We start from the raw sequence: 25,410 nt of genomic DNA, 5'->3' as shown, positions 1-25,410 counted from the left end.
CCGTGCTCAACATCATCAAAACCCTAGACCCGCGCCCCTGGCTCGCCCTCGCCATCGCCGCCGCAGCCCTGTTCTGCGTCGTCAAATACAAAGACGCCATCCACCAGGTAGACAAACTCACCGCCCAGATGGCAAAAGACCAAGCCCAAGCCAGCGAAGCAGCCAGAGAAAACGAAAAGCTCATGTCCCGCAGCCTCGCCACCATCGCCACCACCCACCAAAAAGAGCTACAACATGAAAAATCCAAACGCGACAAGTTTATTAGTGATGTCCGCGCTGGCGCTGTGCGCCTGTCAATCCCCGTCCAGGCTTGCAGCACCAGTACCAGCCCAAATACCCCCGCTGGCCCCGGCAATAGCCCAGAAACGCGAGCCCAACTTACGCCAGAGGCTGGAGCAACTCTTGCAGCCATCGCCGCAGACGGCGACGACGCCATCCGCCAACTAAACGCCTGCATAGACAGCTACCACGCCATCAGCACCATCATCAACAAACCGCAATAGCATGTACAAACCCAACAGCCTGCGCGCCCATTTAACCGCCGCCATCCCCGACCTCAAGCGCAACCCAGACAAGCTGCTAGTCTTCGCCGACAAAGGCAGCCTGCACACCACCCGCACCGCTTCCCGCTCGTTTGAATATGCCTATGTGCTTAACATCATCGTCACCGACTACGGCGGCGAAGAAGACGCACTCATGGTGCCTTTGCTCGACTGGATAACGGTGCACCAGGCAGACCTGCTGGGCAATGAGGATAAAAGCAAGGGCATACGCTTTATGGTGGACTTCAACAACCACAACAGCGTTGATATTAGTCTGGAGCTGAATATGACTGAGCGCGTCATCGTCCAGCAAACAGGCCACCAGCTCAACATCACCCACGCAGGCGAAATAGCCCCCACACCAGACTATGCCGCACCCTACTGGCAACTCTACAGCGGCAGCAACCTGCTGGCAGAGTGGCAGGTACTCAACACCAGCCCAGATCATGCCTGACGACCTCACCCAGTTAGAAAGCTGGGCAGGCGCACTGCTGGCCAAGCTCGACCCCGCCGCCCGCCGCAAACTCACCCTGCAACTTGCCCAGGAGCTGCGCCGCAACCAACAGCAACGCGTCAAGGCACAGCAAAACCCCGACGGCACACCCTACGCCCCGCGCAAACAACGCAAAAACCTGCGCGGCAAACAAGGCCGCATCAAAAAGCAAAAAGCCAGCATGTTCAACAAGCTAAGGACAAACACCCACCTCAAAGCAAAGGCAGATGGCAACGGGCTGGAAGTGGGTTTCTATGGCCGCGTAGCCCGTATTGCGCGAGTGCATCAATATGGGCTGCGGGATAAGATTTCGGCGGGAGGGGGTGAAGTTCTTTACGATAGAAGAGAGTTAATTGGGTATTCAGAAACCGCGACCAATATCGCATATTCACATATTGCAGGGACTTTTACACCTTGAATATAACAATCAATCACCAACATATTTTTTGATAATTCAAAGACTAACTGTTGTTTTATTCAAAATTGAAACTTAATATGTAGCAGCCCCAAATAATTGCCAACTTTACATATCGAATAAATTTTAATGAAAAAATCCTTTGCTGGTTTCTATGCTCCAAGTGAAGCAGAATTTCAAAAGCTTTGGGAGGAAGGCACAATCATTTTTGATGCAAATGTATTACTTGATCTTTACAGATATCCAAAAACCGCGCGTGAGGAATTTATAGCTGCTTTGGAAAAACTGAAGGACAGATTCTGGATTCCACATCATGTTGCACTTGAATTTCAACGCAATCGCCTATCCGTCATCTCCAACGAAAAAAAATCTACGGAAGATGCCTATAAATACGCGAGCACTCTAATTAGCGACGTTCAAAAGAAGATTGATAGTCTTCAGATCGACAAACGAGGTCTAAATATTTCCGCTGAAGAGCTCATTGAAAGTTTGCATAAAGCAAATACTAAATTTATAGATGCTGCAAAAGCTGCTCACGACCAGCAGTTAGATATTTCCTCTTCCGATCCAATCAGAGAAAAAATTGACTTCTTATTTGCAGAAAAAGTCGGTTCATGTCCGGCAAATCAAGAAGCGCTAGATAAACTAATGCATGGAGGAGACGAGAGGTATGCTTTGAAAATTCCCCCAGGTTACAAAGATGAGGGCAAGGGAAAGAATCCGAACGAAGCGACTTTCATTTTTAATAAATTGAAATACGGGCGCAAGTTTGGTGACCTTATTTTCTGGAGACAATTGATCAATTACGCTAAGGAAAACAAAGTAAAAGGAGTGATGCTCATCACTGCTGATAATAAAGAAGACTGGTGGCATAATGAATTTGGCCGAACCATTGGCCCACATCCAGAATTGACTCATGAAATCATGAGCGAAGCTAACGTGGAAATTTTTTGGATGTATTCACCTTCTAATTTTATTAGACACGCTAGCAATCGCATCGATGCAAAAGTCTCGGATGCATCCGTCAAGGAAATTGAAGATGTTTCACTGTCAGCTGTTGAGAACCTTTCAAACATACCCAACGCAACGATTAGTCGTCAAGATTTGGCGAAATTTCAAGATGAATTTAATGCTTGGTTACAGACAAATGAAAAAATTGCACCTAAGAGAAAAATAATTCGGTCTTGGTTCGCGAACAATGACGTATTCAACAATAATTGGAGTATGACACGAGACAAAAATCGTCACTTTAAAACACTCATGTTTCTGAAAACGATATTTGGCACCGTTACGTTCAATGAAGAGCCATTTCCAAAGTTTGCTTCCTTGAACGAATCCCCCCCTCTTGGTATTGAAGTTATTTCAAAAAAAGATTTATTTGAACTTTCATACGATGACGATATGCACAGCGAAATAGATATTAAGAGAAAGCTATTTTGGGGCGACAAACTATCAATTGTTTTTCTTGTCGAAAAAAACAATGCTACGTATCACGATGTTAGTTTTCATTTGTTTATAAAAGATGAAATAAATTCAATAGCAAATAAATATGATTACTCATCGGTTGTAGTTGCAATTGAGCATAATGATAAAATAGAACTAATTGCAAGGACTTGAGGATAGCACCCAAACCCTCACAAAACAGATCTGAAGTTATTGAATATCTGTACCGCACACTCTATCCTTCCATCAGGTGCTCAACACACTCCTCCACTAGCGGCCAACCACCCGCGCCCGTAAGTCGTGGTTTTTTTACGTCCATAGGTTTTCCTATGGCCGGGTAGTGCGTAACGATACAAGACCCGCAAGGGGAAAGTTGCGAGCCGTCTAGTGGCGGTGTTGAAGTACCCGACCACCCTATCAACAGGGGGGCATTTAAACTGGACCTTTAAAGATAAAAAGCTACCTACCATCAATTGCTCGCCCTAAATTAACGTTCCATTTTTCGTTGTGCACGATCCTCGTGTGAGGTAATCTCCCATTAATTAACTCACTCTTAGTCAACTGAGACAAAGACTCCCAGTCACTTGAAAACACGTAAGTCGCATTATCAAGAAAAATGCTTTCCAACACATAGACATTTTTTTTACTGAATCCGTAGACAAAATATCCGCAAAAACCTGCGCGACCAGTTGCAAGTATGTCTGGTTCACGCTTGGAAATTTCTTCCATTCGGAATTCGATCACTTTTTGATCTCTTTCAGGAAAGTTGCCAATTGCACGATTAATGAAACTTTTGGATTTACCCCATGGATAATTTCCAGGCGGTAAAACTTCCCATTGCAGCCGCTTCAAAGTTGGGCCAACAACTTTATTTTTTTCAACATCTATAATGTCGAATTTAGTGAAACATTCGAACATCAAGTTCGCGTTATGCACATTTCTTTTTTCCTTCTTATCGTTTAAATCCAGCACGGCGGTAGCTATATAAATTTCCCCATTTACTGTCACTATCTGAAAAATTTCCTCTGGGCCATCGATATACTCGCGGACATACTTTTCTATTCTTCTTGTCCTAACTCCATGATGAATGCGGCCATGCCAGTCTCTAAATGAGCCGTAATACATAATGGACTCAGATACTTTTTCAAGATCTTTTCTGACTATTTCAGATCCGTTCGCGTTGAAGTTAGTAAATTTTCCGATCGCAGCAGGAACAAGAAAATCGCCTACCTTTGGTACTTCATCAAAACCAATTTTCTTTAATACCGAAGGATCGATACTCTCCAAAGGTACTGCAAATCGGACTTTTTTTGCTTCCCCTGCTAAACGCAAAACAGATGCCAGACTTCTAATAGATGTCCCTGAAATAGTCAAAATTCTTCTCCTATAATGCGACCATTAAAATCTCGTAAAAATTTGTATAAATAGTAACCAATATTTTTGCAAATTGAACAAAACAATGGTGAACGGTTCTTCCTCTTTGTTGCTAGTTACACACTTTAATTAACTATAACGATACACATTGCCAAACCGCACACATCTGCGCTATCCTTGCGCTAGGTGCTGAACACACCTTCTAACAGCGGCAAACAATCACCCGCGCCCGACAGTCGTGGTTTTTTTACGTCCATAGGTTTCCTATGGCCGGGTAGTGCGCAACCATATAAGACCCGAAAGGGGAAAATTGCGGGCCGTCTGTTAGCGGTGTTCAAGTACCTGGCCACCCCTCTGAACAAGGGGTGAAATTGAACGAAACTAACAGGAGGCCATCATGGCTGCTCACTCCATTGCGCCCGCAATGTCTTCACCACGTCCGTCCTTTGCCTTTACCCGCCTGCAAGACCTGCAAAAAACCCTGGAACGCCTGCGCGGCCTGCAAGTCGATGCCTTAAAAGTCATCGCCTTTGATGACCAGCTCGACGAACTCGCCAGCATCTGCAACGACCTCACCGAACTCAACCGCCTCAATGCCGACATGAGCATCACCGACAGCGCCTTAGCCATGCTGCTGCAACTGCTAGACGCCGCCGGCGAACACCCTCTCAGCCCCCAGGGCCTGCACGCCCTCCTCTCCCCCGTACAACAACGCCTGCTCACCAACTGGCACAGCCTGTCTGACCTGATTTGACCAGCCACACACAACGCCACCATTGCGCCATGTGCAATGGTGAGCCGCCCTTCGCGGTATCGTAATATTTTGGAAACTAATTTACTATTTTCTATGCGCGCACAACAGCTCAAATTAACTCAAGGAAACAGCATGCCTACGCAAATCACCATCTCTGATTTCATTCGGCTACAGCAGCAAAAATACAAGCTCATGCTCCGGATCGAAAAAAGCAGCAGCCCTGCCTTGCGTGCTGGCTTGTTTGTGGACTTGCGCAAAGTCAGCGACTTGTTAGGTGCAGAGGTACCCGAACTCAACGCCTTTGCATATCCTCAATCAAAATCCAGCCGTCAAACCAAAAACTAAGCGAGAAACCACCATGCAAACACAAATCATCCCTGTGCCGTTTTATGAAGACACGCTGGTAATGATCGGCAAAGACAATGAACCTATGGTGGCAATGAAGCCCATCGTTGAAAGCATGGGGCTGGACTGGAGGAGTCAGCACGTAAAACTGACAGCAAAATATGAAGCAACCATGGTGATTATCACCATGGTTGCTGAGGATGGCAAAAACCGCGACATGATCTGCCTGCCATTACGCAAACTCCCCGCCTGGCTGTATTCCATCAATCCGAGCAAAGTAAAACCAGAACTACGCGACAAAATTACGCGCTACCAAGAAGAATGCGACGACGCCCTCTGGAACTACTGGACACAAGGCACAGCTACCCGCCCCGGCACCATGACCGTGGCAGACCGCCTGCGCGTGCACCGCGCCCGCCATGACGTACTCAACAAACTGGAAGCCACCACCCACGCCATCAAGCGCCAGGCGCTCTACGAAGAACTGACTGAACTCTCCACTCTGCTAGGCTACCCCGCCCCCGCCTTAACCGCCGTCGGCAGCACAGAGCCAGACGAACCCACCGCCATCACAGAATTGTGGGACGCCATTGAAGAACTCACCAATCTTGGCATCAAAACCAACCATTCCCGCGACCTCTCCATGATCGCCATCAACATCAACGAAGTAGCCCGCCTCGCGCAAGAAAACAAAATCCCCCTACCCAGCTGCCAGGACATACGCCGCAACATCCCCCTGAGCAAATACAACCCGTACATCAAAAACACGGTAGTCAACAGCGCCATCGCGGGCAAGTCAATAAAGTGCTACATCTTTAAGGTGCGGAGGAACGGTTTGGTTGATGCTCAATAATATATATTGCAATATTATAAATACAATAACTTATATTGCCAAAAAAGTACGCCACAATGTAATGATGATCAAAAATCAGGGCTATATTGATCTACCAAAAAATCTAAAGGATAACGAGTATGAGTGATCATTCAAGAATTAGGATTCCTAGAACGTCAGACAAAGACATCATCAATGCCTTCATAGAATTGACGGAAATCACAGGATCTCGCGTGATCAATGTCACATTGATCGGTAACGTTACTATCAGGAACATAAATGTCATTGTCAATTTACCAACTTCCTTGCAAAGCATTATGTCGCAAGAAGATTATGTTATTGACAAAATTCAACATACCTGGAGCACACTGAATATTACTTACCATCGCGGTGGGGACAGGCCAGCTGAACAGCGTTTCAGCGGCATAGATGAAATCACTTTCCAGAACACAGACAACACAGTGACTGCGGAACAAGCTGTCTCAGCTGTTCAATTCTTGAGCAAAAAATTAAAGGCGATTTCATTAACTATGCCGAGTGCAGGTGAGGTCGATCTAGCAATAGCAGAAAATGCGGCAATTCACACTGCAACATTGACACGACTGGAACAATTAAATGAAGAATTGATCAAGAAAGGTTCGGAACAAAATCTCGAATACAGAAAGAAATTGGATGAGGAATTTGATGCGCGTATTTCAAAAAGACTGGAAGAATTAGAAGAAGAGCGAAAAAAATTCACCTCTGAAGTTTTGATTCAACAGGCTCAATTAACTGATAAAAGCATCGCTCTCGACGAAAAACTAAAGACAATTGATGACAGCAACAACACACATGCACGTCGTCAAATTCGTGACAATATGCTCAAAGATGTTGAAAATCAGTTTGTTAGTTTTGGAGTTTCTGAAAAAACTGAATCCAAACGAGCACCAGTTCAAAAAGGCATGTTTACATTAATGTTAGTGTTTTTTGCTATTCTGTCTCTGTCAATTTTTGAATTGACAACAATATATAGTGCAGAAACAAAAATACATTCATACAAGAGCAACACAGATACAAATTTAAAGAAAACAGCAGTAAATCAGGCGTCCGCTTCGTTACCAAGCTCTTCAGAAAACAGCCCCACTTCGTCGAACGAAGTCTCATTAGATCCTTCAACAAAAATCTACGCACTCTGGGTACGCATCGCTTTACTCTCATTTGGTTTGATTGGTAGTACGCTTTACTACATAAAATGGGTAAATAGGTGGGCCGAACACCATGCAAATCTCGAATTTCAGTTGCAACAATTCAAAATGGACATTAATCGTGCCAGCTGGGCAATTGAAAGTAGCCTTGAGTGGCAAAAGAATACTTCGACCCCAATGCCTGCTGATTTGATTACCAGTATCACAAAGGGGCTCTTTGTAACTGAAAAATCGGAACCTGAACGAGTCATTCACCCAGCAGACGAGCTTGCATCTGCGCTGTTGGGTAGTGCCTCAAAACTAACGCTTAAGTCTGGCGAAAACAAATTCGAGTTTGATAAACCGGGGAAGATACCAAACTAGATGCAAGTAGTTCGCTCAAATACGAATAGCCACATATATTCGCAAACATGGTTTTGATGTGGCATTTGATATTTCTAAGCCACTTCATGAGTATGATTACGTTCATCTAATCGCACCTACGCATGCTTAATTTTGCGATAACGAGTGCAATCTCTTAAAAGTCCGTTGATAAATTGGAGTGAAAATGGGGCGCATGAAAGACGCTTTAATTGAAGCGCTAGAAAATGAATATGATGAACTGAAAGAACAGTGGATTCGAGAAAGACTTGATAATGACAACGCTGACATAAATACTCCAGGATGGGATGATTTCGCCGATGAATATGATCTATTTCATTGGAAAGATGCATACTTTCGTTTTGGCGGCGATGATTGGGATGTTTTTGGAAAGTCTCGTTTCCAGATATTCGAAGAAAACATGAGCGCTTCAAAAGAAATTTTGAAGCTACAAGTAACGGAATCATGCCAAAAGAATTTATTTGTCATGCTACACGCACATGTAGTAACAGCCGTTGAAGCATATCTGTCATCTACTTTTATCGAGGTAGCCCTTGACTCAGAAAAATTAATGAGGAAATTAGTAGAAACAGACCCAGCGTTTGCAGAACAAAAATTTAGCATCAAAGAAATATTCACAAAGAGAGACAGCCTGAACGACGACTTACGCAAATATTTAAAAGATTTGATATTTCATGATATTGCGAAAGTCAAAGAAATGTATAAATCCGTTTTTTCAATTGAATTTGGTAAGATTGGTTGGCTTTTTAAGGCTGTGGTAGTACGTCATCATTGTGTACATCGAGCTGGCTATGACAAAGAAGGAAACAAAGTTACATTGACCTTGGATTCAATCAAAATTCTTATTCAACAATGCACTGAACTTGTTACCAAAGTAGAGAAAGGAATTTTAAGCTTTGACAGTTCTCCATTTTATTTCTGGGATGATAAAAGAGAGTCAGAAATTCCTTTTTAGAAGTCCATAAATGCGAGGAATCAAGTACACATAAGGAAAACGATGGGTTACTAATCCTCATAGCAACCCCTCCCCGCGTGACTGGCTAACCCGGTCACGTCACCATAGTCGGCATGGAATTCACCCTTGCTGACCTCTCCCGCCGCCTGCAAAATATCGTCCGCTTTGGTACCGTTGCCGAAGTAAAGCATGGTCGTGTTCCACAAGTTCGCCTGCAAATTGGCGAGATCACCACCGGCTTTTTGCCGATGGCAACCACCCGCGCAGGCAAAACAAAAACATGGAACCCACCCACCGTGGGCGAGCAATGCATGCTGCTGTCACCGTCTGGCGACTTTGCAGGTGGTGTGGTCTTGCCTGGCATTGCCAGCAATCACAATCCGGCACCAGACACCAACCCAGACAACACCCGCACGCTGTATCCAGATGGTGCCACGGCGGATTACAACCACGCAGAGCACCACTACATCATCACCTTGCCAGCAGAGGGCAAGTTTAGTTTTGTCGTTGGCAATACCACGTTAGAGCTACGCAATGATGGCGTGACATTACGCACACCACAATTCGAGGGTGTGCAGTCATGAGTTATGGCATCGCGATCAAAACCATCGACCGCGCAGGCGGTGCACATCGGGCTGGAGGGCAAGATTTTTTCGTGGTCAATGGCTTGCCTGTTGTGGTGCTGGGTGACCACATTGTCCCGCATGGCCCTGCGCCGCATGCCGATCCGGTGATGGTCGAGGGGTCGTCTTGGCTGACCTTAAACGGAATCCCTGCATGTCGCGCTGGCCATCACGCCAGTTGCGGCCATCCCAGCACTGGTCGTCGCTGGTTTGCGCTTCCCGATTAAACAAGGGACATCAACACCATGTCAGGCATGAACATATCTACCGGTGAGCGCATTGCAGGGCTGGCACATCTACGCCAGAGCATTGCCGATATCCTGACCACGCCCATAGGCGCGCGCGTGATGCGCCGCGACTATGGCAGCCTGTTATTTGAACTCATTGATCAGCCGCACAACGGTGCCACACAAGTACGTCTGTATGCAGCCACAGCAGAGGCTTTGCTGAAGTGGGAGCCTCGCATCAAGCTTACTCAAGTCAAGCTGTATCGCACAGACACCCCCGGCAAAGTCATCATTGATTTAAAGGGGCAACTGGTGCGTACGTCCAAAGCACTTAGCTTGTCTTTATCTGTCGCGGTCAAGGTGCAAGCATGATTGACTTAACCAGGCTGCCACCACCCGCCATCGTCGAAGTACTGGATTTTGAATCTCTTGTCACTGCACACAAACAAGATTTATTACAACGGCACCCAGCCGCCGCGAATGTACTGGCCTTACCGTCTGAGCCATTGGTCAAGCAGATAGAAGCCTTTGCTTATCGCGAAATGCTCTTACGTGGCCGTATCAACGATGCTGCCCGCGCTAACCTGCTGGCCTTTGCCACGGGTAGCGATCTGGATCACAAAGGCGCATTTTATGGTCTGGCGCGCATGGCTGGTGAAGCCGATGAACGCTACCGTAGCCGCATACAGTTGCGCATCGCGGCACTGGCAGGCAATGGCACGCCTGAGCAATACCGCCTGCTTGCCATGTCTGCGAATCAGAATGTGCGCGACGCCAACGTTACCAACGCAACGCCAGGCATCGTCAATGTGGTGCTGTGGCTGCTCAATCCCGCACTGGCCGCCGATACCGTGGCCGCTGTGCTGACGGCATTGAATGCCCCCAACGCCCGCCCCTTGGGTGTGGCGGTTAGCGTCGCCGTCGCGCGTCCGGTGACTTTGAACGTCACCGCAATCCTATGGCGCGAAGCCAGCGCACCCGCTGATATCGTCACGCAAATTCATGCGCGTTTTACTGCTGCCATTGCCAGCTATGCCAGCCTTGGGCGCAGCGTGCCGCTGTCGTGGGTTACCGCACAACTGCAACAACCCGGCATTGCCCGTGTTGAATTCCCCATCGCTGGCCAACCCGCTGGCCATACTGTGCTGGCTGCTGATGAATACGCGGTCGCTGGCACCATCAATCTGACCGATGGTGGTGTGGCATGACTGACTTGGCTCAATTGCTGCCACCCAACGCCAGCGAACTGGAACGCAATCTGGTACGCATTGCGCCGCGTTCCGACCTGGACATGGCGGCAGATGCACCAGCCAATATTGCTAGTACCATGCCCGCTGCCTTCCAGCCCTGGCTTGCCGCTGAATGGAACCTTGCGCAATTCTCGCTGTACTTTGCCAGCGATATAGAGCTGATCGCTGCTGGCTTGCCATGGTTGCTGGAACGCGGCAGTGCCGCCAGTGTGGTGCGCGCCTTGTCATGGTTGGGATATGACCAGATCACGATAGAAGAAGATGAATTTCTGATCCATATTGACCCTGCCACAACGGCGGCCGCGCTGGATCTGGCACGACTACGCCAGGTAGTGAATGCGTCATTGCCAGCACATAGCCGCTTTTACCGCCTGTACCACGGTCTTGATCTGCGTGCTGGTCGCTTTGACGCTACCAACTTTGATCAGTGTTTGTTTGATGATGATTCAGGCATCTGGGAAGGTGACCCTGCAAGTGATGGTGTGAAGCTGTCTTTCAGGGAAACGCACACAGCCGCAGTAAATGCGCCGCCAGAACTTGCCCCGATAGCAGCGCACCGCCCACGCCAGTTCAATACCATCGTGGACGATTCTTTGATGCAGCTCGATAGCTGGGTGCTGGACAGCGAAATCCGCTTAAACAGCGTCGTCAGCATCAGCGACTTGTCCACCGGCTTTGTGAATCAGCCGGCCTTGCTGCCAGCGCTGGGCAACCATCACGCCACCGCCTGTACGGTATTGCCCGCTCAAGCAGCGCCATTACCCATGACGGCCATTGCACCTGGCACAGCCGCCAGCGTCACCAGCCCGGCCTTGCCGGTGTATGGCTGGTCTGATCAGTGGGCGAGCGGCTGGGCTGTCTGCTATCCCCTCATTTCAAATCCATAGAAAGGTACTGACATGGCAGTCCTGCAAGACCAAGGTCGCATCGAGCTGGCCGACCAGTTTAAAAGCCGCCCCCTTCATCTGGCCTGGGGCCGAGGATTACCCGCATGGGATGCTGCCCCGACGTCAGAAACTATTACGGCGATAGCTCTGATGGACGAGATAGGCCGCCGCGTGGCAAGCCAAAAGCAGTTCGTCATACCAGAGACAGACCCCAACGCAGCCAACACTATCAAGGTGCCTGGCGGTGACCTGTACCGTATCGTCAACACGCCAAGCCGCTGGGTACTGGTGGAATTTGTCTTTGACTATGGCGACGGTGCAGGGCAAGACATCCGCGAGCTGGGTCTGTTTGTTGGTACCGAAGTGGCAGCAAACCTGCCAGCCGGGCAACGCTATTTCACCCCAGCGCAAATCACCGCACCAGGTCGCCTCTACATGCTCGACCACATCCCGCGCCTGATCCGGTCTGGCGCAACTGAGCAAGTCTATCGCTACGTTTTACCGTTCTGAACAGGATCACCATGGATCAAAACATCAATTTACCCGGCTACCTGAACCGGCACGACCCGGCCAAGCAGTTTGATACGGTGCTGTATCGAGCAGACAAAGTTATTCAGTCTGACGAACTGAACGAAACACAGAGCCTGCTACAAGCCCGCGTCAAGGCCGTGGCTGATGTGCTGCTGGCAGACGGTGCGGTGATTCGAGATGCACGTATCGTGGTCAACGCCAACACCGGAGCCACCACTTGCGAATCCGGTGCACTGTACGTCGATGGCGCTGTACGTGGTGTACCGCCTGCAACATTCTCTATTGCCGTTGTCGGTATCGTCATCGTGGGTGTGTACCTGCAACCCCACATCATCACCGAGCTGGACGACCCCAGCCTGCGCAACCGCGCACAAAATACCCGTGGCTTTGACAAAGCCGGTGCAGGCCGCTTACAAAAATTATTGGTCTGGGGCTTTGCCGGTGACGGCCAGGCTGGTGACTTTTACCCTGTCTATACCGTTGAAGATGGCATGGTTCACAGTAAAGAACCACCACCCCAGCTTGATGGGGTGACCCAGGCATTAGCACGTTATGACAGAGACTCCTCCGGCGGTAGCTATGTCGTGAATGGTTTAAATGTTACCGCCGCAAACGATATGCAAAGCGGTGAACAGGTCTACACCGTCAGTGAAGGCCGCGCCCGCGTGTCTGGTCTTGCCGTGGAACTACCTACCAGCCGTCGTCTGGTGCGTGCTGCGACACCAGACTTACGGTATATCGAGAACGAACCGCATCAATCAACGGGACCAGCCGCCCAACGCGTCAACTTTGATCGCTCACCTGTGGCGAATGTATTGCGTGTGACGATTACCGCACAAAAGACGATTGATGTCGCACATGGTGGTTTTACCGGAGCGCTGGACCCACTGGAAGATGGTTCTGTACTGACCGTGCTGTCTGTGAAACAAGGCACAACAACCTATACCAAAGACATTGACTGGAAATTGACCGCGCAGCAAATAGACTGGTCTTTGCCAGGTGCAGAACCACAACCTGGCAGCACATACAAGGTCACCTATCAATATCTCGCTACCGTACCAGCCAGTGCCATTGACGCTGATGGCTGCACCGTCACTGGCGCAGTACTCGGTACAGCGATCTTGATCAGTTATAACCGCATGCTGCCTCGCATCGACCGCTTGTGTATTGATAGCGTAGGCGCGCTGGTCTGGCTGCCAGGTGTGGCGGCAGACCGCAACCCAAGACCGCCAAGCGTCCCGGCCAACCTGTTGCCGCTGGCATCGGTGCTGCAAAACTGGCGCTCGGCATCCAGTCGTGCAGTGATCAATGACGGTGTCCGTGTCGTTCCGATGGATACACTGGAGGCCTATAGTCGTCGCCTTGATTACTTGACCGAGCTGATGGCACAGCAGCGCTTAGAGTCGAGTACGCAGATGATAGAAGCGGGTGTAAAGCGAGGCATGTTTGTTGACGCATTTATCAGCGACAACATGCGTGATCAGGGTATTGCCCAAACTGGGGCGATCTTTGGTGGTGAACTCAGTTTGCCTGTCGTCACGGTACCGCATTTTTTGCCGCAAGATGTGGCTGTGCCCACCTCACTGTCATTCAGTCTGGTATCGGTGTTGGAGCAACCGTTACGTACAGGATCAATGAAAATTAATCCGTACGCGGCATTCGATCCGCTGCCTGCCGATGTGAAATTATTGCCCGCAGTTGACCGCTGGACCGATATTGATACTCAATGGACTGGCCGTGGAACGCAAGTCGTCACACAAAATGTGACCAGTGCCACGACCATCAATACCACTGATGCAACGTTGATCGGCACCACCATCAACACTGGCAATACATTTTACGAATCCACCAGTGAAGTCACGCAATTACTTAGCTCGTCGGCAAAGCCAGCCGAGTACATCCGTCAGATCAGTGTTCATTTCACCATCAAGGGATTTGAAGCAGGAGAAAACCTACAGGCCATCCGCTTCGACAGCATCACCGTCGCGGCCTCTGGTGTTACTCAGCAAGATGGCGTGATGAGTGGCAGCTTCCTCATTCCCGCTAAAATTCCGGCAGGCAATAAACGCGTCGAATTCATCGGTACTCAAGGCAGTTTCGGTGTCGCTATTTATAGCGGTACCGGCATTGTCGTGACCAATGTTCAGCAACTGGTCACAGTACATAGCTCAGGTTGGATTACATTTAATACCGTCTATACGGGACAACTTCCACGCGTTGATCCACTGGCAGAAACTTTTACCCTCCCCATGGATCGCCAGATTGCAGGGGTAGACCTCTGGTTCACCGCTCGAGGCAATTCTCAACTCGCAGTACAAATCCGTGAAACTACAGCGGGTATGCCTAATCAAAATGTATTGGCACAGGCTCGCATTGATGCGGCTGGTTTGCATATTGATGGTCAGCATACGCGGATTGAATTTGATCGTCCCGTTCTGCTGAACGCCAATATTGAATATGCCATCGTGGTGATGTGTGACGATGCAACCACCGCAGTGGCAATTGCTGAACTGGGTAAGTTTGATCAATACCGCAATCAATGGGTCACCAGTCAGCCATACACCGTTGGGGTCCTGCTCTCGTCCAGCAACGCCAGTACCTGGACTGCACATCAAGACCGTGATCTTGCCTTTCGCTTACTCGCGACAGACTACAACGTAACTACACGCGTGCTCGAATTAGGACAAGTCGAACTCAATAATGTGACCGATCTCATGTTGTTGATGTTAGCCGAGTCACCCTCGGCGCAGACCCGTATTGAGTATCAGATGTCCCTGCCTGACGGCACGATCATCAATATTGATGATGGCCAGCCTGTCAGACTCAATTCGGCGCTGAGTGGTCATTTTTCAGTGACGGCCAAGTTAACCGGCACCGCAACGCTCTCTCCTGTCTTGCATCCTGGTGCGACGCTGTTGGCAGGAACTATTGCAAATCAAGCCGATTATGTCAGCCGCCTTATTCCAGCAGGCCAAGATGCCAGAACCAGAATTGTGATTCAGTGCAATTTGCCAGCGGGGTCTGGCATGGACGTATCAATTGCACCAGAGAGCCCCGGAGCAGCTGCCTATGTCAATGCACCGTTTCTATCGAGTCGGGAAATTGCCGCTGATTGGTATGAACTGACCTACGAACTGGCACACATCAATGCTGATCGATTGCGTGTAAAGCTGCTATTTCACGGCGGTACTGCTAACCGTCCACGTAGCCGGAATCTACGTGCCATCGTGATGTAAGGAGAGATACATGATTGATCAAACGACTATCAAACGACAGTACGCACTGCCACACGTGCAAAACAAAGGTACTGATGACGTTGATCGTGTCCGTTCCGCAATCGCGGCAATTGACAGCGATGTCAATGCCTTAATTGAGACATCAGATCATCTGCAAATCAATAAGGCCGATCAGACAACAGTGGATAACCAGCAATTACAGATCACGAACTTGTCCGTTCTGGTGTTTGCTTCCCTATAACTGAGGAGAACAATTGATGTCTCTGCTTGACTTCAGAAATGCTTTTATTACCCGGCTCAACAGTCGGCTTGCCGCAATTAATTGCGCCACTGCCAGCGATAACGATTTGTTGCTCGCTGGTGCCATGTTCAAGCAGCTTGATGCGGTGAATAAAATTGACCCTATCACTATTGACGCTTTGCGCATCATTGAAAACATGAGTGCCGCTGAACTTGATGCCTACGCACTTGATCCCAGCAGCCGGATGCATGTACAAAACATCATCAAAGACAGCGCAGCCATGCCCGCCCTGGTACAAAGCACTGCTGCAATAAATGCCATTGCCGGCAGTGCAGAATGGATCAAACTGATTGCAGCCGACGCAGGTGGCTTATCTGTAGTCGTCGGCAGCACCACAGCAATGAACGCCATCGCAGCCAATGCCACTGCCCGAAATACCATCGGCACTGGCACAGGCACGTTCATTACTGCGATCAAATCCAGCAACATGGCTATCGCTAAACTGTTAGCCGGATATGCCGGTGTGACACCCGCTGATTATGCGGATATGACTGTGCTGGCCGCCAGCAATGCCGCAATGAATGCTGTTGCTGCGAATGCCACTGCCAGAAACCTGATCGGCAATGCAGGAACAGCCTTTGATCAAGTCAAAGTCAGTCCTGTCGCGATGGCAAAAATGCTCGCGGCTCTCTGCGCATTAGTCCCCGCCAACTATGCAGATACGACTGCCTTTGCCGCTAGCACACCCGCCATGACAGCGCTGGCAGCCAGTACAGATGGACTTAATTTTTTGGCACTCAGTACGACTGCTATCGCTACCTTATTCAATAACAACAACGCGCGTGCAACGCTTTGGGCAAGTGATACGGCGGCCGGTGTCTTACTGAATAACACGACTTCACGCACGTATCTGACATCACTTTGCTCGCAGATCACGTTCTATCCGTTCAGTAATACAAATCAGCTTGCTAAAAAAGTATGGCTACTGCGTGTCTATGCCATCTATACCTCAACGGCTGGCAACATGAGTTGGTCCTACTGCGCTGCTGGGTCCTCATTTAACAGCGTCACCGGCAATACAACGCCTTACTACAAATCGACTAATCCGTTTGATATTGCCGCTACGCAGGCAAAGGCGTCTGCATTAACCCTGAGCAGCACGCTCTCTGGCGCAGCGCCGGACGGTGCTCAGTACTTCTATCTTCAAATGGAGGCTTAATCAATGCGCTTCGTCATCAATGACCACGGTGCCATCGTCGGCACGACCAACGACCCGTTATCGACGAGTCCTGAAGTTCCCAACAATTACCGCGACGACGAGATGGGTTGCTACGTCCTGCGCGACGGTGTGGCTCTGCTTGACGCCAATCTGGTGCTGACAAAAGCCAAAAACCAACGCATCGCACGTATCAAGACCGAAGCCGCAAACATGATTGCGGCGACAGACTGGAAGTTGCAACGCGCCCAGGAGCGTGATGCTGCAGGCTGGGCAAGCCTGAGCGACATCGATGTCGTACTGGCAGAGCGTGAGGCGATACGGCAATCGAGCAATGCGGCTGAAACGGCCGTGAATACCTTGACCGATATCGCGGCCGTGCAAGCCTATACATGGGCTGTCGATGTGGCAGTACCGGCACCGATGCGATTAACGCGAGGGGAATTCCTCGATCGTTTCACCGAAGTCGAAACCGAAGCCATTCTCGCTATGGCAGAGAACAATGCCAGCCTTAAACGATGGCTGCTTCGATTAGAAAATTCCGACTGGATCAAGACCAGCGAAGCTGCACCCGGTCTGCAAGCACTGGAGATCGCAGGATTGATTGCCCCTGGTCGCGCTGATCAGATTCTCGCTTAACCACTATTGTTTTCCCACACCACAGGAGCCAACAACATGCCTGCAACAACTTACCACCACGGCGTGCGCGTCATCGAAATCAACGAAGGCACACGTCCCATTCGTACCGCCTCTACCGCCGTCATCGGCTTGGTGGCGACTGCAGACGATGCGGATGCAACGATCTTCCCGCTCAGCACACCGGTACTGATCACGAATGTCACAGCAGCGCTTGCCAAGGCTGGTCACACGGGCACGCTGGCCAAAGCACTGGAAGCAATCAGCCTGCAAACCAATCCTGTCACGATTGTCGTCCGGGTGGATGCTGACGAAGATGATGCCATCCAGACCGCCAATGTGGTCGGCACAGTGACACCCAGCGGCCAATACACGGGCGTTAAGGCCTTGTTGACTGCGCAAACCAAGTTTGGTATTAAGCCACGGATTCTTGGTGCACCAGGTCTTGATACGCAAGCCGTGACCACTGAACTGGCTGCCGTCGCGCAACAACTGCGCGCCTTTGTCTATGCGTCTGCATGGGGCGCACAGACCAAAGAGGCGGCGATTGCTTATCGCCAACATTTCGGGCAGCGCGAGGTCATGATTATCTGGCCGGACTTTGTTCACTTTGACACTGCCACCAGCGCCAACGCGTCCATACCAGCTGTGGCGTATGCGCTGGGGCTGCGTGCAAAAATCGACAATGACACTGGTTGGCACAAGTCGCTGTCAAATATCGTCGTCAATGGCCCTGTGGGTATCAGTCGCGATGTGTTCTGGGATTTGCAAAGCAGCGCCACAGATGCGGGTGTGCTCAATGCTGCAGGCGTCACCACGCTGATTAATAAAACAGGCTATCGCTTCTGGGGTAGCCGCACGGCGGAAGAAACAGAATTCTTTTTCTTTGAAAACTATACCCGCACCGCGCAAGTATTGGCTGACACGATTGCAGAAGTGCATTTCAGCTATGTCGACAAGCCGATGCATCCATCCTTGGTACGCGACATGATTGAATCTATCAACGCCAAATTCCGTGCGCTGAAGACAGCTGGACTGATCATTGACGGCAAAGCATGGTTCGATCCTGCTACCAACACGAAAGACAGTCTCAAAATCGGCTCACTGACGATTGACTACGATTACACGCCCGTCCCGCCAGTAGAAGACCTGGTACTGCAACAACGCATCACTGATCGCTATCTGGCGGACTTTGCGAAACAAATCACGAACTAAAAAAAGTCCGCCAGCTGGCGGGCTTCCTCTCACACCACCAGGAGTAAATCATGGGATTACCAGCAAAACTCAAAGACTTTAATCTGTTTAATGACGGTCTGTCCTATCTGGGACTGGTACCAGAACTGACACTACCAAAACTCTCTCGCAAGATGGATGAATACATCGCCGGTGGTATGTCTGGCCCCATCGAGATTGATTTTCATAGTGAAAAAATTGAACTCGACTGGACAGCAGGCGGCTTGCTGAAAGACGCGATTATGCAATATGGCATCACCACGCACAACGGCGTGCAGTTGCGCTTTGCCGGCGCATTCCAGAATGACGACACTGCAGAAGTCATTTCAGTCGAAGTTGTCGTGCGCGGGCGCCATAAAGAAATCGAGATGGGCAACACAAAGATCGGTGACAAGAGCGATCACAAGTACAAAACCGTTTGCAGCTATTACAAGCTGATGATGAACGGTGAGGACATCATCGAGCTGGACTTTATCAACGGCATTGAAATCGTTGGCGGTATCGATCGCCGTGCAGAGCTGCGCGCCGCTATCGGCATGTAAGCCAGGCAAACATTCTCAGTATTAAAAATTCACCTCATTCCATCAATAGCGAGATACATCATGACAGCAACAACAGAAAACAATAATGTAAAAACCATTATTTTGGATGAACCTATCCGACGTGGCGATAAAGAAATCACTTCTATCACACTGCGTAAGCCCAAATCAGGCGAGCTGCGCGGTGTATCACTGGTAGAACTGGGGCAGCTGAACGTGGTTGCTCTTCAACAGGTATTGCCCCGCATTACAAATCCGATACTGACGGCGCAGGATGTCGCCAATCTGGATCCTGCTGATCTGGTTGAGATTGGCTCCGAGGTGTCGCTTTTTTTGGTCAAGAAAGCGGACCGCATGGCATTCCAGAAAGAGTAGAAGACGCTATGGCAGATTTGGCCATGGTCTTTCACTGGCCACCGTCTGCCATGGATGATTTAACGATTGTGGAACTAATGGACTGGCGTGAGCGCGCCAGAATCAGAAATAATCCGGAGTAACTATGTCAGAGCGTGACCTGAAGCTACAGGTGATTTTTAACATGATAGAGCGCGTTACTGCGCCTCTGAAACACATCATGGGTCAATCAAATGCCAGCGGAAAGGCACTGAAGGTGCTGCGCGATAGATTGAAGGATCTGGATGCGCAGCAGAAAAATGTTTCCGGCTTCAGGCAGTTGCATACCGGCTTACGCGAAACCGGAGAGCGGCTGGATGCGGCCCGCCACAAGGTAAAAGAACTGTCTGGGCAAATTGCCGTCACCGCTCATCCAACACGCACACTGACCCGTGAATTTGATCGTGCTGTAAAAGCTGCGCGACTGATCAAAGAACAGCACCAGCGTGAAAGCCAGCAATTGCAGGTATTACGTGACAAGCTGCATGCTGCTGGTATCAGCACCACCAATCTGAGCGGTCATGAGCGTCAATTACGTCACAGAATTTCTGAGACAAATAGCCAAATTGATGCACAGAAGAACAAACTGAGTGAGCTGGCAAAGCGGCATGAGCAAGTATCCGCCGCAAGGCAACGGATGGAAAAAACCCGCACAGCCGCATCCAATGCTAAAGCTACTGGCTTTGATATGGCTATGACAGGTGCGGCCATCGGTGTGCCTGTCATCAAATCATTAGGTGAATCAAAACACTTTGAAACAGAGATACAGCGTATCCATGCCCTTGGACTTGGTGAAAAAACTGCCGCCGATGCTATCCAGTACAGCCAGGCCATGAAAACCTACGGCACCAGCAGCCTGGAAAACTTAGAGCTGATGCGCGATTCACTGACGGTATTTGCCGATCTGCACCATGCGCAAATGGTGCTGCCAACGCTGGCAAAAATGAAATTTGCCAATGCGGCAATGTATGGTGAAGAGGCCGGAGCAGAAAAAGGCCAGACCTTCATGAATATGCTCAAAGTCATTGAGCTGCGTGGCGGTTTGGCCAGCAAAGAAAAGTTCGAGCATGAGGCCAACCTGGTGCAAAAGGTGTTAACCGCCACTGGCGGCCGCGTGGGACCGAATGAATGGCTGAACTTTATCAAGACCGGCGGTGTGGCTGCCAAGTCTTTAAAGGATGATGCCTTTTTCTACAAAATGGAACCACTCATTCAGGAAATGGGGGGGCATCGCGTTGGTACCGGCCTGATGTCGGCTTATTCCAATCTGTATCAAGGCAAAACGACAGTACGCGCAGCGCAGGAAATGGGACGACTGGATCTGCTCGATCTGAATAAAGTTGAGTACAACAAGATTGGCATGATTAAACAGATCAAGCCAGGTGCGTTGGCCGGTGGTGAACTGATGAAAACCGACCCGATGGCGTGGCTGGAAACGGTCTTATTGCCAAAACTGGCCGCTAAAGGCATCACCGATCAGGAGCAGATCAAAGACACGATCGCTACCATCATGACGAACAGGACGGCATCTAACCTGTTCACCCAGATGTACATGCAACGTGAACAGATCCATAAAAACGAGCGTCTGAATGCAGGTGCAGCGGATATCGACATCCTCAATAAAGGGGCAATGTCAACAACTGCCGGGCGGGAGCTGCAGGCGCTTGCCCGTATCAACAGCGCAAAAAAAGAGATTGGTGAGCATATCTTGCCTATCTATGCCAGCGCATTGGAAAAAGTGGCCGACGTGCTGGAATCAGTCACCGGATGGATGAAAGAACATGCCACCGCCACCAAAGTGATTACGATTTCTTTAACTGGTCTGGCGGCGGTGCTGGCAGTGCTGGGTAGTCTCGCTATTGCGGTGGCATCGGTACTCGGTCCGTTTTCTATCCTGCGATATGTGATGAGTTTGCTGGGCATGCGCGCTGCAGGGACGGCAACCCGTGTTGGCATGTTGTCACGGGCATGGCAGTGGCTGGTTGCTGTGATTTCACGCGCTGGCACAATGCTTGCAAGTGTTGGGACGTGGTTCCGGTCGATGAACATCTTGTCGAAACTAGCGCCACTGGCGCGTGTTGGCGGTAGCGCATTGCTATGGCTGGGACGTGCGGCATTGATGCTGAGTCGTGTTTTTGTTTTCACTCCGTGGGGCGCGATCATTGCTGCCATCGGGACTGCCGCCTATCTGATACACGATAACTGGAGCAAATTATCGCCATTCTTTGCGCGGTTGTGGGCTAGCATAAAAGAGACCTTCAATCAATCAATGATGTGGTTTTCTTCCCTGAAATCACGGCTCGGCGATATTGGCATGAATCTGATGGAAGGCTTGGTCAACGGCATTATTGCGGGCGCGAATATGGTCGAAAAAACGATCAATACCGTTGCCGATAATGTGATCGGCTGGTTTAAAGAAAAATTGGGTATCCATAGCCCCAGCGTCGTCTTTACCGAGTTAGGGCAATTCACGATGGAAGGGCTGGCCAATGGTGTGGCCAACAATCAACAACAACCGCTCGATCGCATCACAAGCCTGACAGAGCGCATGACGCAGATTGCTGGCGGCATAGCACTGGCGACGACGCTGCCTGCCTTTGGTATGTCTCCGTTGCCATCTGCCAATCATCTCACACCGATACAGTTTGACCGCCGTCCGCCTGTCGCTGCCGCTGGTAATCAAACAATGGCTCAGGCTCCGCAGAGCAGCCCTATACAGATCATCATCAACCCGACACCTGGCATGGATCCGCAAGCCATTGCCAACGCTGTAGCGGCCGAGCTGGACAGGCGAGAACGGCAGAAAACACAGCAAAAACGGTCTGCCATGCATGACTATGATGAATATTGATCGCCAATCATGAATTACCAATACCGGGACAAAACACCATGATGATGAGCTTAGGCCAGTTTGTATTCAGCCTGTCCACCGTCGCTTACCAGGATTTTCAACGCCAAAGCGAATGGAAGCACCCCAATACCAGCCGCGTCGGTGAACGTGATGCCCATCAATACATTGGCCCGGGCGATGACACGATCACCCTGTCCGGATGGATGGCTCCTGCCTTTGCCGGTGACCCGGCCTCCTTCAATGATCTGCGCGAAATGGCAGATGCTGGAGATGCCTATGTGTTAGTGGAAGGCACCGGACGTATCTATGGTCAATTTGTCGTCACGCATTTGACTGAAGGGAAAAGCATTTTTTTAGAAGATGGCTTGCCGCTTCGTATTGAGTTTTCACTGAGTTTGAAGCGTGTGGATCTGGGTGATCAGATTAACCTGCAACCAGATCAACAAGACAATGACATCATTGATTGGGAAGACATCGACTTAGAATAACCATACATCATGACAGCACATAATAAACCCGTATTCGCCATTACCCTGGATGGGAAAGACATCACCAGCAAAATCTATCCTCGCCTGGTGAGCCTGACACTGACCGAAGCCCGGGAAAATGCGGTTGATGAACTCAATATCACCATCGACGACAGTGATGGCCGCGTAGCGATACCAGGTAAAGGCGTCAAAATCACGTTACAGCTGGGATGGCAACATTCAGGCGTGGTGGATAAAGGCACCTTTATCGTTGATGAAGTAGAACACGAAGGTGCGCCCGACATACTGGTCTTACGCGCCCGTAGCGCAGAGATGGCAAAGCCAGTTCGTACACGCAAAGACCGCAGTTTTGATCAAAAGACCGTGGCCGACATCGTCAGCCAGATCGCAAGGGATAATGGCTTGACTCCCAAGGTAAGCCAAAGCCTGCAAAGCAAGGTCATCGACCATATTGATCAGAGCAATGAATCAGATATCAATTTTTTAAACCGACTGGGCAAACGCTTTGACGCAGTGGCCACAGTCAAAAAAGATGCCTTACTGTTCTTACCCATCGATGAGGGAACCAATAGCAAAGGCGAAAGCCTGCCCACCATCACCCTGCAACGCCGCGATGGTGACAAACACCGCTACCACACCGCCGCCCGCGACGCCTACAGCGGTGTGCGCGCCCAATGGCATGATCCAGAAGATGCAAAAGAAAAGAGCGAGTTGATCGGCGAAGACGACAACCCCAAACGCCTGCGCCATATCTTCCCCACGCAGGAAGCTGCAGAGCAAGCCGCCACAGCAGAAAACAACCGCATAGAACGTGGTCAGGCCACTTTGCAATTTACGCTGGCCCTGGGTAGACCAGACATCACGCCCATGATGAGCGTGCGGATTACGGATATAAAAGCACCGATCGGGGGCACGGATTGGCTGATCACCAAGACCACGCATACGCTAACGGATAGCGGACTGGTGACGGTGCTGGAGATGGAAACAAGAAAATCGCCAGACAACGGTAAGCTGGATGAGGAAGGTCAATAAATGCACTATAATGCACATTAATTTGCACTAATTAATGCACTAATTAATGCATTCATTTGCACTACCCTCAACACTGAGACCACCGGAAACCATCATGACCATGACAAACGCCATCTACGCTAATGCCACCGTGAGCATTACCGAGTTGCGCCGCAACCCTGGCGCGATCATTGAAGAGGCAGGAATTAACCCCGTCGCCATCCTCAACCACAACCGCGCAACCGCCTACCTGGTGCCAGCAGACGCATTTGAAGTCATGATGGAAAAACTGGAAGACATTGATCTGGCCGAACTGGTAAGAAAACGTCGCCACGGCAAAACCGTGAAAGTCTCGTTAGATGACCTATGAGCTCGAATTTAACGAGGCTGCGCTAAAAGAATGGAAAAAGCTCGATCACACCATACAGGCGCAATTTAAAAAACAGTTAAGCAAACGACTAGAGCATCCCCATGTCCCTGCCGCCAGACTCAGCGGTGCCGACATGAAAAACGCCTACAAAATCAAACTCCGCGACAGCGGCTACAGACTGGTGTACGAAGTCAACGACAACACCATCACCGTTTTAGTTTTGGCGGTTGGCAAGCGAGATAAAAGTCAGGCGTATGAGGCAGCAAAGCAAAGGAAGTAAAAAAACGGCATTGATGATGAGTCAATGCCGCTTTTGTTTGTACTGATTAAAACAAGCACAACAACAAATCATAAACCGCATTAAGATAGCGCCCCCAATAACCAAGAATTCAACGGGAGCACATATTGAAATCGGTTTTCGCAGTTGTAGTTTCTTTCGCGGCCAGCGCGACTTTTGCTGGTGACTTGCCAGATCGGGCGATGACGCCTGGCGCGATTAATCCAGACGTGACGCAAGACAATATCCAGGAGACGGTTTGCATCAAAGGATTTACTAAAACTATCCGGCCACCGGCGTATTACACCAACAAGTTAAAGAAAATACAGATACGTGAATATGGCTATGCGGACACCAACCCTAAGCACTATGAAGAAGATCACCTGATTGCGCTATCGATTGGCGGTGCGCCGCGTGATGATAAAAATCTGTGGCCGCAGCCGCGCATTAGCGAGTGGGATGCGGCGAAAAAAGATCAGTTGGAATTTACTTTATACAAGATGGTCTGTGCCAACAAAATCAGCCTGGCAGACGCGCAACACGCGATGGCGAATGACTGGATTAGTGCGTGGAAGACCTATGTGCATGCCGACAAAAAAATGAAGTTTGGGCACGTAGATTAACGGGCTTTGCGAAAAAAGGGTGCATGGCATGCACCCTACGCTTGCTGGATCATTGTCAAA

General features: G+C 49.8%; 30 protein-coding genes. 29 read left to right on the top strand and 1 reads right to left on the bottom strand.

Annotated features, from left to right (window positions below):
• Positions 1-2: 2 nt before the first annotated feature.
• The 4 genes from ACO0LB_RS06340 to ACO0LB_RS06325 all read left to right on the top strand — a co-directional run bounded on the left by ACO0LB_RS06340 (position 3) and on the right by ACO0LB_RS06325 (position 3,067).
• Positions 3-503, top strand: a complete 501-nt coding sequence (locus ACO0LB_RS06340; protein WP_423047605.1) for a lysis system i-spanin subunit Rz — start codon at positions 3-5, stop codon at positions 501-503.
• 1 nt (position 504) lies between these two features.
• Positions 505-996, top strand: coding sequence for a phage tail protein (locus ACO0LB_RS06335; RefSeq protein WP_423047604.1), 492 nt, complete (start codon positions 505-507; stop codon positions 994-996).
• Positions 989-1,453 (top strand): phage virion morphogenesis protein, encoded by a 465-nt coding sequence (locus tag ACO0LB_RS06330; protein WP_423047602.1) that lies wholly within the window; start codon positions 989-991, stop codon positions 1,451-1,453. Before ACO0LB_RS06335 ends, ACO0LB_RS06330 begins: the two co-directional genes overlap by 8 nt.
• A gap of 126 nt (positions 1,454-1,579) precedes the next feature.
• The gene (locus ACO0LB_RS06325; protein WP_423047600.1) at positions 1,580-3,067 is read left to right on the top strand and encodes a PIN-like domain-containing protein; all 1,488 of its coding nucleotides are present in this window, start codon (positions 1,580-1,582) and stop codon (positions 3,065-3,067) included.
• 285 nt (positions 3,068-3,352) lie between these two features.
• On the opposite strand, the gene ACO0LB_RS06320 is transcribed toward ACO0LB_RS06325, so the two are convergent.
• Positions 3,353-4,267: a hypothetical protein gene (locus ACO0LB_RS06320; RefSeq protein WP_423047598.1), complete on the bottom strand. Its 915-nt coding sequence runs from the start codon at positions 4,265-4,267 to the stop codon at positions 3,353-3,355.
• A 397-nt stretch (positions 4,268-4,664) separates the two neighbouring features.
• Here ACO0LB_RS06320 and ACO0LB_RS06315 point away from each other — a divergent pair, with 397 nt between their 5' ends.
• From ACO0LB_RS06315 to ACO0LB_RS06195, 25 genes are all read left to right on the top strand, one after another.
• A complete protein-coding gene (locus ACO0LB_RS06315) occupies positions 4,665-5,021 on the top strand; it encodes a hypothetical protein (RefSeq protein ID WP_423047596.1) in 357 nt (118 codons plus the stop codon).
• Positions 5,022-5,153: 132 nt separating this feature from the next.
• Positions 5,154-5,366: a hypothetical protein gene (locus ACO0LB_RS06310; protein ID WP_423047594.1), complete on the top strand. Its 213-nt coding sequence runs from the start codon at positions 5,154-5,156 to the stop codon at positions 5,364-5,366.
• A 13-nt stretch (positions 5,367-5,379) separates the two neighbouring features.
• Entirely contained in the window at positions 5,380-6,219 is an 840-nt protein-coding gene (locus ACO0LB_RS06305) for a phage antirepressor N-terminal domain-containing protein (RefSeq protein WP_423047592.1), read from the top strand.
• 119 nt (positions 6,220-6,338) lie between these two features.
• The gene (locus tag ACO0LB_RS06300) at positions 6,339-7,745 is read left to right on the top strand and encodes a hypothetical protein (protein ID WP_423047590.1); all 1,407 of its coding nucleotides are present in this window, start codon (positions 6,339-6,341) and stop codon (positions 7,743-7,745) included.
• A 184-nt stretch (positions 7,746-7,929) separates the two neighbouring features.
• Positions 7,930-8,718 carry a hypothetical protein gene (locus tag ACO0LB_RS06295; protein WP_423047588.1) on the top strand — a complete coding sequence of 263 codons (789 nt, stop codon included), beginning with the start codon at positions 7,930-7,932 and terminating at the stop codon, positions 8,716-8,718.
• Between the two features lie 113 nt (positions 8,719-8,831).
• On the top strand, positions 8,832-9,302 hold the full coding sequence (locus ACO0LB_RS06290; protein ID WP_423047586.1) for a phage baseplate assembly protein V: 471 nt from the start codon (positions 8,832-8,834) through the stop codon (positions 9,300-9,302).
• Complete coding sequence (locus ACO0LB_RS06285; protein WP_423047584.1) at positions 9,299-9,568, top strand: PAAR domain-containing protein; 270 nt, start codon at positions 9,299-9,301, stop codon at positions 9,566-9,568. The genes ACO0LB_RS06290 and ACO0LB_RS06285 overlap by 4 nt, the downstream gene beginning before the upstream one ends.
• A gap of 27 nt (positions 9,569-9,595) precedes the next feature.
• The gene (locus tag ACO0LB_RS06280) at positions 9,596-9,940 is read left to right on the top strand and encodes a GPW/gp25 family protein (protein WP_423047582.1); all 345 of its coding nucleotides are present in this window, start codon (positions 9,596-9,598) and stop codon (positions 9,938-9,940) included.
• A complete protein-coding gene (locus tag ACO0LB_RS06275; RefSeq protein WP_423047580.1) occupies positions 9,937-10,776 on the top strand; it encodes a baseplate assembly protein in 840 nt (279 codons plus the stop codon). Before ACO0LB_RS06280 ends, ACO0LB_RS06275 begins: the two co-directional genes overlap by 4 nt.
• Positions 10,773-11,705, top strand: coding sequence for a phage tail protein (locus tag ACO0LB_RS06270; RefSeq protein WP_423047578.1), 933 nt, complete (start codon positions 10,773-10,775; stop codon positions 11,703-11,705). The genes ACO0LB_RS06275 and ACO0LB_RS06270 overlap by 4 nt, the downstream gene beginning before the upstream one ends.
• Before the next feature lie 12 nt (positions 11,706-11,717).
• Positions 11,718-12,215, top strand: coding sequence for a hypothetical protein (locus ACO0LB_RS06265; RefSeq protein WP_423047576.1), 498 nt, complete (start codon positions 11,718-11,720; stop codon positions 12,213-12,215).
• A gap of 11 nt (positions 12,216-12,226) precedes the next feature.
• Positions 12,227-15,472 carry a DUF4815 domain-containing protein gene (locus tag ACO0LB_RS06260; protein ID WP_423047574.1) on the top strand — a complete coding sequence of 1,082 codons (3,246 nt, stop codon included), beginning with the start codon at positions 12,227-12,229 and terminating at the stop codon, positions 15,470-15,472.
• 10 nt (positions 15,473-15,482) lie between these two features.
• Positions 15,483-15,713, top strand: coding sequence for a hypothetical protein (locus tag ACO0LB_RS06255; protein ID WP_423047572.1), 231 nt, complete (start codon positions 15,483-15,485; stop codon positions 15,711-15,713).
• Positions 15,714-15,729: 16 nt separating this feature from the next.
• Positions 15,730-16,932: a hypothetical protein gene (locus ACO0LB_RS06250; RefSeq protein WP_423047570.1), complete on the top strand. Its 1,203-nt coding sequence runs from the start codon at positions 15,730-15,732 to the stop codon at positions 16,930-16,932.
• A 3-nt stretch (positions 16,933-16,935) separates the two neighbouring features.
• Positions 16,936-17,568 (top strand): hypothetical protein, encoded by a 633-nt coding sequence (locus ACO0LB_RS06245; RefSeq protein ID WP_423047568.1) that lies wholly within the window; start codon positions 16,936-16,938, stop codon positions 17,566-17,568.
• Positions 17,569-17,604: 36 nt separating this feature from the next.
• Positions 17,605-18,780, top strand: a complete 1,176-nt coding sequence (locus ACO0LB_RS06240) for a phage tail sheath protein (RefSeq protein WP_423047566.1) — start codon at positions 17,605-17,607, stop codon at positions 18,778-18,780.
• Positions 18,781-18,830: 50 nt separating this feature from the next.
• Positions 18,831-19,340 (top strand): phage major tail tube protein, encoded by a 510-nt coding sequence (locus tag ACO0LB_RS06235; protein WP_423047564.1) that lies wholly within the window; start codon positions 18,831-18,833, stop codon positions 19,338-19,340.
• Between the two features lie 60 nt (positions 19,341-19,400).
• A complete protein-coding gene (locus ACO0LB_RS06230; RefSeq protein WP_423047562.1) occupies positions 19,401-19,712 on the top strand; it encodes a phage tail assembly protein in 312 nt (103 codons plus the stop codon).
• 8 nt (positions 19,713-19,720) lie between these two features.
• The gene (locus ACO0LB_RS06225) at positions 19,721-19,834 is read left to right on the top strand and encodes a GpE family phage tail protein (protein ID WP_423047560.1); all 114 of its coding nucleotides are present in this window, start codon (positions 19,721-19,723) and stop codon (positions 19,832-19,834) included.
• A gap of 2 nt (positions 19,835-19,836) precedes the next feature.
• Complete coding sequence (locus tag ACO0LB_RS06220) at positions 19,837-22,581, top strand: hypothetical protein (protein ID WP_423047558.1); 2,745 nt, start codon at positions 19,837-19,839, stop codon at positions 22,579-22,581.
• 38 nt (positions 22,582-22,619) lie between these two features.
• Positions 22,620-23,069: a phage tail protein gene (locus tag ACO0LB_RS06215; RefSeq protein WP_423047556.1), complete on the top strand. Its 450-nt coding sequence runs from the start codon at positions 22,620-22,622 to the stop codon at positions 23,067-23,069.
• A 9-nt stretch (positions 23,070-23,078) separates the two neighbouring features.
• A complete protein-coding gene (locus ACO0LB_RS06210; RefSeq protein ID WP_423047554.1) occupies positions 23,079-24,101 on the top strand; it encodes a contractile injection system protein, VgrG/Pvc8 family in 1,023 nt (340 codons plus the stop codon).
• A 94-nt stretch (positions 24,102-24,195) separates the two neighbouring features.
• A complete protein-coding gene (locus tag ACO0LB_RS06205) occupies positions 24,196-24,450 on the top strand; it encodes a type II toxin-antitoxin system Phd/YefM family antitoxin (RefSeq protein WP_423047552.1) in 255 nt (84 codons plus the stop codon).
• Complete coding sequence (locus tag ACO0LB_RS06200; protein WP_423047550.1) at positions 24,440-24,730, top strand: type II toxin-antitoxin system RelE family toxin; 291 nt, start codon at positions 24,440-24,442, stop codon at positions 24,728-24,730. Before ACO0LB_RS06205 ends, ACO0LB_RS06200 begins: the two co-directional genes overlap by 11 nt.
• Before the next feature lie 125 nt (positions 24,731-24,855).
• Complete coding sequence (locus ACO0LB_RS06195; RefSeq protein ID WP_423047548.1) at positions 24,856-25,350, top strand: hypothetical protein; 495 nt, start codon at positions 24,856-24,858, stop codon at positions 25,348-25,350.
• Positions 25,351-25,410: the final 60 nt, after the last annotated feature.

It is taken from the genome of Undibacterium sp. SXout7W (genome assembly GCF_049339385.1).
In the GTDB taxonomy this organism is placed as follows: domain Bacteria; phylum Pseudomonadota; class Gammaproteobacteria; order Burkholderiales; family Burkholderiaceae_D; genus Undibacterium.
Note: the sequence above shows the minus strand (reverse complement) of the source record. Positions and strands in the feature narration are given on the sequence as shown.